This is a genomic window from Colwellia sp. E150_009 (assembly GCF_053543955.1).
Genome location: NZ_JBHFOM010000053.1, coordinates 20,042 through 29,625 on the forward strand (window position 1 = coordinate 20,042; position 9,584 = coordinate 29,625).

Genomic DNA, 9,584 nt, shown 5'->3' on the forward strand with positions numbered 1-9,584 from the left:
CTCAAGTCAGGCTATTGAATTTCACATAAAGGATTCCTGCTATTCTGCCTATTAACAACTAGTGCAATAACGGGGTTCTATTTAATGAAAACAGAACTAAACAAGATACTAGATCTAAGCTTTTGGCAAAGCTTACAGGAAAATTTCTCTGAATTATCAGGCATGGCAACCTTAACAGTTGATCATGAAAAACCTGTTACAACGGGTAGCCATTTTACTGATTTTTGCACCGAGTATACTCGTAAAAGCGAATTAGGTAATCAACGTTGCAATGAATGTGATCTAAAAGCAGGTCGAAAGTCGTGGAAATCAGGCAAACCTTTGGTATATAAATGCCATGCTGGTTTGGTTGATATTGCGGCTCCCATAATACTGAATGGAAAACAAGTCGGTTCCGTGTTGGGTGGACAGGTATTGACTGCACCACCTGATGAATGGTTGTTTAAACGTTATGCCAAAGAGTTGGGAATTAACCCTGAGCAATACTTTAAAGCGGTGCAGCGAGTGCCTATTGTTTCACAAGACAAAGTTGAGGCTGCTTCACGCTTATTATTCCAAATTGCCAGCAAAATGGGCGATGTTCACTTACAACGAGAAAATATTCAAAAGATAAGTACTTTGTTAGAGCGGGAAAATCACTATTTTCGACAAGCACATAATAAAGATTTTATATTGTCTTTTGATAATACAGAAGAAGGTAGTGAATTTAAGCAAAATGGTTTGTTGGCGCTGAATAAGCAAGGACTGGTTGTTGCAGCAAACAGTACCGCAGCAAAAGCTTATCAGCTACGTTCAGATAAAAACTTCACGGAAATACCAGTAGAACAGTTGTTCGATGCTTCAATAGCTGATTTAAGTTCAGCAGGAAGCTCAGTAAAGCTAAGGCGAAAGCAAAGTGATGAAGTGGTTAATGTTAATTTATCTGCCCCCAAACGTTTTAGAGCTAAACCCATTGATAAAAAATTTATAGATAGTAGGGGAAAACATCCTTCTATGGATGAATTATGTGGTGAAGATCCTGTTGTTCAGCAGGGAATTCACTGTGTGCGAAAAGTACTGAATAAAGGAATCTCCATTTTAATTTTAGGTGAAACGGGGACGGGGAAAGAAGCATTTGCTAGTGCTATTCATAAAGAAAGCAATCGTGCCGATGGGCCATTTGTGGCACTTAATTGCGCTGCTATTCCTGAGTCACTTATTGAAAGTGAGTTATTTGGTTATCAAAGTGGCACTTTTACGGGCGCTAATAAAAATGGTATGAAGGGCAAGCTTTTGTTGGCCAATGGAGGAACTCTTTTTCTTGATGAAATTGGTGATATGCCATTTGCTTTACAAACCCGTCTTTTGAGAGTGTTAGCTGAGCGTGAAATTTTGCCATTGGGGGCAGAAAAACCAATAGCTATTGATGTTAATATCATTTCAGCAACACACCAAAATTTAACAGACTTGATTAGCAATAAATCTTTTAGAGAAGATTTATATTATCGTCTTAACGGAGCAACATTGAACCTTCCTCCGCTAAGACAACGCCTAGACCAGTACTATTTAGTTAAGCGTATTTTTGCTATGGAAGCGAAAGGCCAATTCAATTTGGCTACTGAAGTCATATCTATTTTATTAACATACCGATGGCCAGGTAATATAAGACAACTTATTAGTGTTGCTCGTTATGCTTTAGCCGTGAGTGATGACAATCAAATAAAGCTAGACTGTTTACCCAAGGAGATCTGTGAACCCGCGGTTAATCATTCAGCTGACAAATATTCAGATGTTCTTAATGAAGATGAAAATATCACAACACCATCAGCGATGATGTGTACTAATGGCAAAGTGCTGCTTGATACATTGAGAAAACATAAATGGAATATTTCAGCAGTTTCACACGAACTCGATAGTAGCCGCTCTACAATATACCGTAAGATGGAACGCTATAATATTAAAAGGCCTAATACGCTCTATTGATAAAATTTTGAGGCGTAATTTATGCTTTAAAACCAATTCTAAAGCCACCCCAGTGTTTACCTTGTACATAAATTGGTGCTGAAACATCATGCATTATTTCGCCAGTATCACGTTTGTACGTTTGTAATAAAAATTTATCAGTATGGCGACCACAGCGAATACAAGTAGCGTCATCATAAATACGTTTAGTACGATTATTGATTATATCTATTGCCTGATCGCCTGTTAATGGTTTTGAAAAACATGAGTTATGCGTAGGAAGATAAGCATTAGAGTCTACAGCAACAGCATAAATAATATCGCTAAATTTTTGTAATATCGGTTCTTGAATTTTTGGTAAAACTCTATCTGTAAAGCTATCAAAACTACTCGTATATTTTTGAGGTTTTGTATTTTCTATTGGTGTATATTTAAAGTTAAATAGCTGCTGCATTGTGATGCTGTTATCTAAAATACTCTGTTCGAATAATTTACCTACTTCACTGGCCGCAAGTTGTACCTGATTACACAATGAGGTTATTAGCGTTTCACTATCAAAGCTTGATAATTCAACAAAGATAGATTCAGTGCTGGTTGATAACCTTGATGCTTGTGTTGACACTTGCTGTGTTTCTTTGCTTTTATCTATTAAAAAATTATGTAAGTTGACAATAGACGTCGAAATTTCTAGCGCTGCGGAGTCTTGTTCTTGTAATGCATGACTTATTTGATTACTTGCACAAGACGAATCGGTCATCAGTTTATCGATTTGTTCAAATGAAGTTGATAAGTCTGTCATTGTGGTGACAACACTGCTTGTTTGTTCAACAATACTTGACATAACATCTGTGGTTTCGCTAGTTTCATCACTAATTTGTTTTAACATATCGCCAATTTGACTAGTTGCGTCCACTGTTTTGGCTGCTAATGTTCTTACTTCGTCAGCAACAACAGCAAAACCTCTACCGTGATCTCCTGCACGGGCAGCTTCAATTGCAGCATTAAGCGCTAATAAATTTGTTTGTGAAGAAATAGCATTGATAACATCAGTTATACTATGAATTTCAAGTGCCTTTTGTTCAAGAGATTTAATTTTATCGGCCGCTTTATTGATGGCGAGATTTAGTTGATTAATTATTTCTATACTGGATGTTAATTGTTGGTAACTTGATGAACTGGCATGCATTGCTTGGTTTGATTGTTCAGAGGCAATTGCAGCATTGTCATTTATTTGTTTGCTATTAACAGACATTTGTTCTGCTGCAGTTGCAAGCCTGTCAACGTCTTCACTGGACTTTTCAATAGCAATGCTTAGTTGATCTAAAAAAAAGCTAACCTCAGCCGAGTTTATAGCGAGTTGGCTAACCTTCTTTTCAATTTTTTCACCAGAACTTGCAAGGTTTATGTGTTCTTCTCTGGTGTTTTTATAAGACAGGTTAAGTAAGGTTGTTAATGTTGCTAGCTTATTAACAAGAAAAGTTGTCACTATAAAAACACTGATACCAGTAATGACAGTGGTCATTATAATTGAATTAAATCTTTGGTAACTAAAAAAATTTATTAATGAAATGATAGTGACGACAATTGAAGAAACCGTTAAATATTGTATTAATTTAGTATGCATGAATTATCCTAGAATTCAGTGAATAGCGATAAAGCAGAATAAGAAAAAATAAGTTTTTAATGTACAGAGGTAACATTGTTATCTCTGTAGTTGTTGTATTTCTTCAACTTAAAGCGCTAAGTTTACGTTACATTATGTTAAAGCCTGTTTAGGCTGAATTAGATAAAATAAGCCGATATCACTTTTTGTAAGGGTATTTATTTTTAAGTACCTCAAGCCCACCTTCATAAAGTTCAGTGATAATCTTAATGGCTTGAACGTCTGGCACACCATCAGCCATAAAACTGCTTTTCCAACTGAATTCACTGGTGCCATCACCAAGGTCTTTTACACCTATCGTTGATCTGTAATTAGATACAGGAAGAGGTGATTTTTTGATGATGTAGCTATAATTTGTTGCGCTTTTATCAACCATTTCTTCTTCTATCACACCGCCGCCTTTGAGGTTTATTATTCGAAATGAACCGACTTCATTACCGTTAGATAAAATGCTAGTAATGACTGCAGGTGCTAAATTATCAATTCCTGTCCACTCTCCTGCAAAGGCCCAAACCTGTTGTGCCGTTGCATTAATGATTAAGGTTTTTTCTACGTGGAGTTTTTCTATTGCAGAAGGCATTGAGTTGCACCCGAGCAGTGCTAAAACAAAAACCAGAGAAGACCAACATTTACACTTGTTTATTATATTTTGTTTAAAAGAGGTAATTATGTTCATGTAATATCACTTTTTATTGGATGAATGAGTTTATAAACATAAAGAGTTGAAAATATAGATGATAATACTGTGTATTGCATTTATACATTCCACTGATTCAACTCATTTTATTTATTATGTTGTACCTAACAATGTTGTGCTTTATTCATAGAGCATAGAGCAAATTTCGTTCCAGAATATAAAAGTCATTAAGTTCAGTTGGTTATGATTGTTTGGTTAAGGGGGTGCTTCACCTGTGTCATTACTTTAAGGAGATATAATCTAAATAATGCATCATATGTATCTTTTTATTTCAATAAAGGTTGAATACTAATGTTATTTGGATCATTTATGTGTGAGATCTAATGAAAACTATAGGGTGGGAGTAATTTAATATCTTTAACTTATATCGATTTAACAGGCATTAATCGATAAATTCCTTGGCCGTCAATAGCAATGTATATATAACCGTCAGGACCTTGTTTAATATTTCGGACTCGAGTCAATCCATCTTTCACTATTTCTTCTTTGACAATTTTATTACCGTCGAGTGTTAACATCACCACATAGCCAAACTTTAATGAACCAACGAGTAAATTTCCTTGCCATTGAGGATATTTATCACTGGTAACAAAGGTCATGCCTGAAGGCGCAATGGAAGGATCCCAGTACCAAAGGGGTTGTTCTAAGCCTTCTTTTTCCGTAATGTCGGTAAATGATGTACCGCTGTAATTAATGCCGTAGCTAATGATTGGCCAGCCATAATTGTTACCTTTGGTAATAATATTCACTTCATCGCCACCACGAGGGCCGTGCTCATGAGTCCATATTTCACCAGTAACAGGGTGCTTCGCCATACCTTGTGGGTTGCGATGACCATAAGAGTAAATGGCTTTTTTGGCTAGCTTGTTTAAGAAAAAAGGATTATCTTTAGGAATACGGCCATCATCCTGTAATCGGTATATTTTACCTGCATCACGATTTATCTTTTGCGGATTAACATCACGTTGACCGCGATCACCAATTGAAAAATATAAATAGCCTTGGTTATCAAATGCTAACCGACTACCAAAATGGACGCCTTTGTCACCGTAAGCTTGCGCCACATAAATATCTTGTTTTTCGGTTAGTGTCATACCTTGCAATTTTGCGCGCATAATCGCGGTACTTTTATTTCCTTTATTGTCAGCTTTAGTATAAGAAAGATATAACCAACCGTTGTTTACATAATTAGGATGTAAAGCAATATCGAGTAATCCTCCTTGGCCGCCTACTTCTATTTTAGGTAAACCAGAAATATTCTCAGCAACAAGATTGCCTTGTTTAACTAAGCGTAATTCACCACTGCGTTGGGTGAAAAGCATATCACCATTAGGTAACCAAGCCATGCCCCAAGTAATTGCGGTATTGCTTACATAAATCTGTGCAGTATAGTTCTTGGCTGATTCTGCTTGATTAATTTTAGGTGTGCCTTGGTTGAAACCAGAACATGAAAAGCATGCTGAGCATAACATCATGGCTAAAAGTATTTTACGTAATTTGTTCATTATAAGCTTGGTCATTATAAAATTATTTATTTAAAAGGAAGCTTTACCAATAATAGTCAATTTACAGGTAATGTAAAATGAAATGGGTACCTATACCCGTTCCAGCTGAATCTTGCATCTTCAAGTGGAGCGGGTATAAACACAACTTATGTTTATAGCTTGTGATTAAGCACCTATAGCAAAATTATTTACCATTGATTTAATTTTTATCAGTGTAGGTTTTAAGTTGGTATCACTGTTAGCAACATTTTTGCCATACCGTTACATCAATTAACGTTGAAATAGCTTGATGCGAATTAAGTGTATTAATTGTTGTTAATGGCTGTTGGTTTACTAAGGTAAAATGCTTAGTTAATTGGTTTTGTAAGCCATCAAAGCCAGTCACATTTTCTCCATTAACTTTAATACCACCTAACCAATTTTCTTTTGTAGTTATTGATTCATTAAAACAATAGCTACTAGCAATGACCAATATACCTCGAGGAAGTAGGCGTTCGATAATATTTGCTAACACCTGTTTAGGCTGATAGCTTTTTTCAAGAACCTGATCCATTACCACAACGCTATATCTCGTAAACTTTTGTTTTAAGTTACTGGCATCGCCTTGGCTAAATAAAATATTTTTTCCGTAGCTAGGTAAAGCTATATCACGTAATGATAGTTGGTGAAAATCAACTATATCTCCTTCATTAATGGTGGTGTAACGTACTGTTTCTTGCTGTTGTAACTTAACGGCGTGCTGTATTGTTTGTGCAGAAAAATCTACAGCATCAATATGTTTAAAGTTTGGTGATAATTCAAAAGCCACTCGACCAACGCCACAGCCTAAGTTTAACAACCGATCTTTTAATGTACCTGTGTTAGTGATAGCTGTATTAATTAAAGACACTAACTCTGAAATATATTGAGTTTTAGGGTTATACTCTTGCGCTATTTTCTGGCAAATTTCAATGGAAGTTTCATATGGGTTAACCGCAGTTATAGGAATTTCTTTTGTTTTTGAGATGACATAACGAAAACCCGCATGTTGATAGAAATGACGTCTAAAGGCATACCTTGATGACTTGATGGCTTCATTACCTGTTGAGATCCAAGAGCCACCTTTAATTAGGTTATGCTTACCGTCAAATGTGGGTGTTGAAAAATCATCATATAATGGATGTACATTAAAATGATTAAAACCATCAATGGTTGACTCAGTCCATTGCCACACATTTCCCAAAATGTCATAAATACCTTGGTGCTCAAATGTATCAACAGGACAAGAAGAGGCAAAGTATTCAAGGTTTGTATTGCCAGGGGCTTCTTGCCAAGAGGTTAAGTCTTCTTCTATGGTATCGCGAAGCGTCATCCATTCAGCTTCTGTTGGCAAACGCACATTTTGTTTTGTGGTCAGAGTTTTCCAATTACAAAAGGCTTTTGCTTCTAAGTAATTAATTTCAACGGGCCAGTTAAGCGGTAACGGTATTTCTTCGGTTAAATTCCGCTGTAAATATGTATCGTTTTGTTTGCGCCAAAAGCGCGGCATTAACGCTTTTGTATAGGTTAACCATTGTTGACCTTCTTTTGTCCAATAATCTTGGTTTTGATATCCCCCTGCTTCAACAAAGGTTAGATATTCTTGGTTAGAAACTAAATATTTTGCTACCTGAAAATCATCAACGTTAAGGCTTAGTTCGCCATACTCGTTATCCCAACCATAGGTTAAATCGTCATCTTTTTTACCTAATGTAATTGGTTTACCTTTAACAGGCGTTAATTCGTTTGTGGGAGCATTACCTGTATAGTGACAAGGTTGCCACTGTGCATTAGCTGTTAAGTGTTTCAATTCAAGCATGCGCATAATGACTGACGATGTTTCTAAGTGTATACGTTCATGTTCGCAGCCCATCAAAATCACCCAAGCTAGAGAGTTTTGCCTGATAGGCAGTGATAAATCCATTGAGTCGATCAATTGATTCACAAGATCATACACTTGATAACGATAGGTTTTTACTTCTGCAACACTTGGCCAGTTGTAATGCCTGCTGTCTAAATCATCCCAGCTCATTTCATCAACACCCACAGCACAAATTGCTTCAAGTGAATGATTAATACGATGTTTAATGTATTTACCTAAGATTAATTTATTAATATAAAAAGTAGCGGTATGACCAAAATAAAAAATCAATGGATGTCTTAATGGCTCAGGCCTTAGATAATACGCATCGTCATTATTGATTAATGCAAATAAACTTTCGTAGGTTTGCCAAGTATTATGAAAATAGTGTTTTATTTCTGCTCGTTTCTCGTCAACAGAAGTCCCTGTTAGCCAAGGTGTTTTAGCTTGATTCATGTTATTCATTAGTCAAAATCTGTCCTAGTGCTTGTTGTTAGCACAATCTTTTTATTATGATACTTATTCAAAATAGCACGCTTTATTTCGCTACCAATCCCCAATGGTTGGCCATTATTAGGTGCTACCATAACGTATTCAATTTGATTCAAACTTTGTTCAAACCAGTTATCTTGTTTAAATAAACTATACGCCCCTAACGCTTCTTTATCATCAAAAAGTGATGAAGGTAATGGGGTTGATAAAGGTGATGATGAGGATGTAACTGATAGTTCTTTATTACTTTTGTCACGAAACACTTTTACTGCATCAACCACATTTAATAAGGCGAAAATCACATTAACATAGGCATTATAATGTAAGCTTGATGCCCCTAAACGATGTTCTATACGTGCTGTTTTTTGCCAATTAACTTGTTTTACGAGTGGTTCGTTTAAATGGTTCACAATTAATACATCTTCACCAAGCACTTGATTATGTTTACCGTACTGACGATACAAGGCAATACTACCTTGATGACCCCCTGAAATATCGGTGGGGGAACATAATTCATCATTTAGCCCATATTTATTTTTTAATGTTAATCGCTCATAGGCATCATGCTCAGGCAAAAATAATAAAGCACACCCATAACTCGTATTCATTAAACACTGCTGTAAACATTCTCCTAAACGGGAATCTGCAATTAAGTTATTTCCCTGATCATCACTAATACTGATATTGGTTTGTATAGCATTAGGAATATGAATACTTTTATTAAGCCCTTGAAAAATATTTTTGCTGCCCAGTAACAGTTGTGCTTGGTCGCCACTCCAAACAACGGGTTTAATTAATACCTCATCAATATTCTGTTGTTTAAACAAGGAAGGTAATAGTTTTATAATATTTGTTAGGTTATGAGCTTCCTTTAAGGGAGATTGACCCGCAAACAAGGAAACATATTCCCATTGGTTACGCCAATATTCGGGTACAAGTTGCCCTTCAATGCCATGCTCAGCTATTTTTTTATTAATTTTTGCAAAGTTAATCGCGATGGTTTGTTGTATTTTATTACGAACACAACCTTCTAATTCAAAATGAATATGGGCAGAAAGGCCAAGTGAGTTAAGGTAGGATTGGAGGATCTCAATAGCAGTAATCGCCAAGGTATCCAGTGATTGCTTACTCAAAAAAAATCCTTTAATAACGTTTTTAAAAATTAACGTAGGTTAATTAGCATATAAGGTCATTATGTTTTTTACTAGTTATACCAAGTTGATTAAGTTCTTTCCCACTCAGTGAGAATTAAAAGGCTTAGAGGCAAGGCATTGATTGAAGAGAATGTCATTCCCTTGTCAAAATCAATAACGCCGCATATAAGCCTTTTAAACTCGCCCTTTGGGAGCTCATTAGCAAACTGATAACATCACAAAATTGAAGAAATATAGAGTAACTATGTTTAAT

The 9,584-nt window shown here is 35.8% G+C and carries 6 protein-coding genes; 1 reads left to right on the forward strand and 5 read right to left on the reverse strand.

Features of this window, described 5'->3' with window-relative positions:
- Positions 1 to 84: 84 nt before the first annotated feature.
- Positions 85 to 1,962: a sigma 54-interacting transcriptional regulator gene (locus ACE1OF_RS17565; protein ID WP_448896058.1), complete on the forward strand. Its 1,878-nt coding sequence runs from the start codon at positions 85 to 87 to the stop codon at positions 1,960 to 1,962.
- Between the two features lie 19 nt (positions 1,963 to 1,981).
- Here ACE1OF_RS17565 and ACE1OF_RS17570 read toward each other — a convergent pair whose 3' ends face one another.
- The 5 genes from ACE1OF_RS17570 to ACE1OF_RS17590 all read right to left on the reverse strand — a co-directional run bounded on the left by ACE1OF_RS17570 (position 1,982) and on the right by ACE1OF_RS17590 (position 9,310).
- Positions 1,982 to 3,565 carry a methyl-accepting chemotaxis protein gene (locus ACE1OF_RS17570; RefSeq protein WP_448896059.1) on the reverse strand — a complete coding sequence of 528 codons (1,584 nt, stop codon included), beginning with the start codon at positions 3,563 to 3,565 and terminating at the stop codon, positions 1,982 to 1,984.
- A gap of 178 nt (positions 3,566 to 3,743) precedes the next feature.
- A complete protein-coding gene (locus ACE1OF_RS17575; RefSeq protein WP_448896060.1) occupies positions 3,744 to 4,184 on the reverse strand; it encodes an SRPBCC family protein in 441 nt (146 codons plus the stop codon).
- 479 nt (positions 4,185 to 4,663) lie between these two features.
- Complete coding sequence (locus ACE1OF_RS17580) at positions 4,664 to 5,821, reverse strand: PQQ-dependent sugar dehydrogenase (RefSeq protein WP_448896062.1); 1,158 nt, start codon at positions 5,819 to 5,821, stop codon at positions 4,664 to 4,666.
- 223 nt (positions 5,822 to 6,044) lie between these two features.
- Positions 6,045 to 8,141 (reverse strand): 5-histidylcysteine sulfoxide synthase, encoded by a 2,097-nt coding sequence (gene ovoA / locus ACE1OF_RS17585; protein ID WP_448896064.1) that lies wholly within the window; start codon positions 8,139 to 8,141, stop codon positions 6,045 to 6,047.
- A gap of 8 nt (positions 8,142 to 8,149) precedes the next feature.
- Positions 8,150 to 9,310 carry a hypothetical protein gene (locus ACE1OF_RS17590; protein WP_448896063.1) on the reverse strand — a complete coding sequence of 387 codons (1,161 nt, stop codon included), beginning with the start codon at positions 9,308 to 9,310 and terminating at the stop codon, positions 8,150 to 8,152.
- Positions 9,311 to 9,584: the final 274 nt, after the last annotated feature.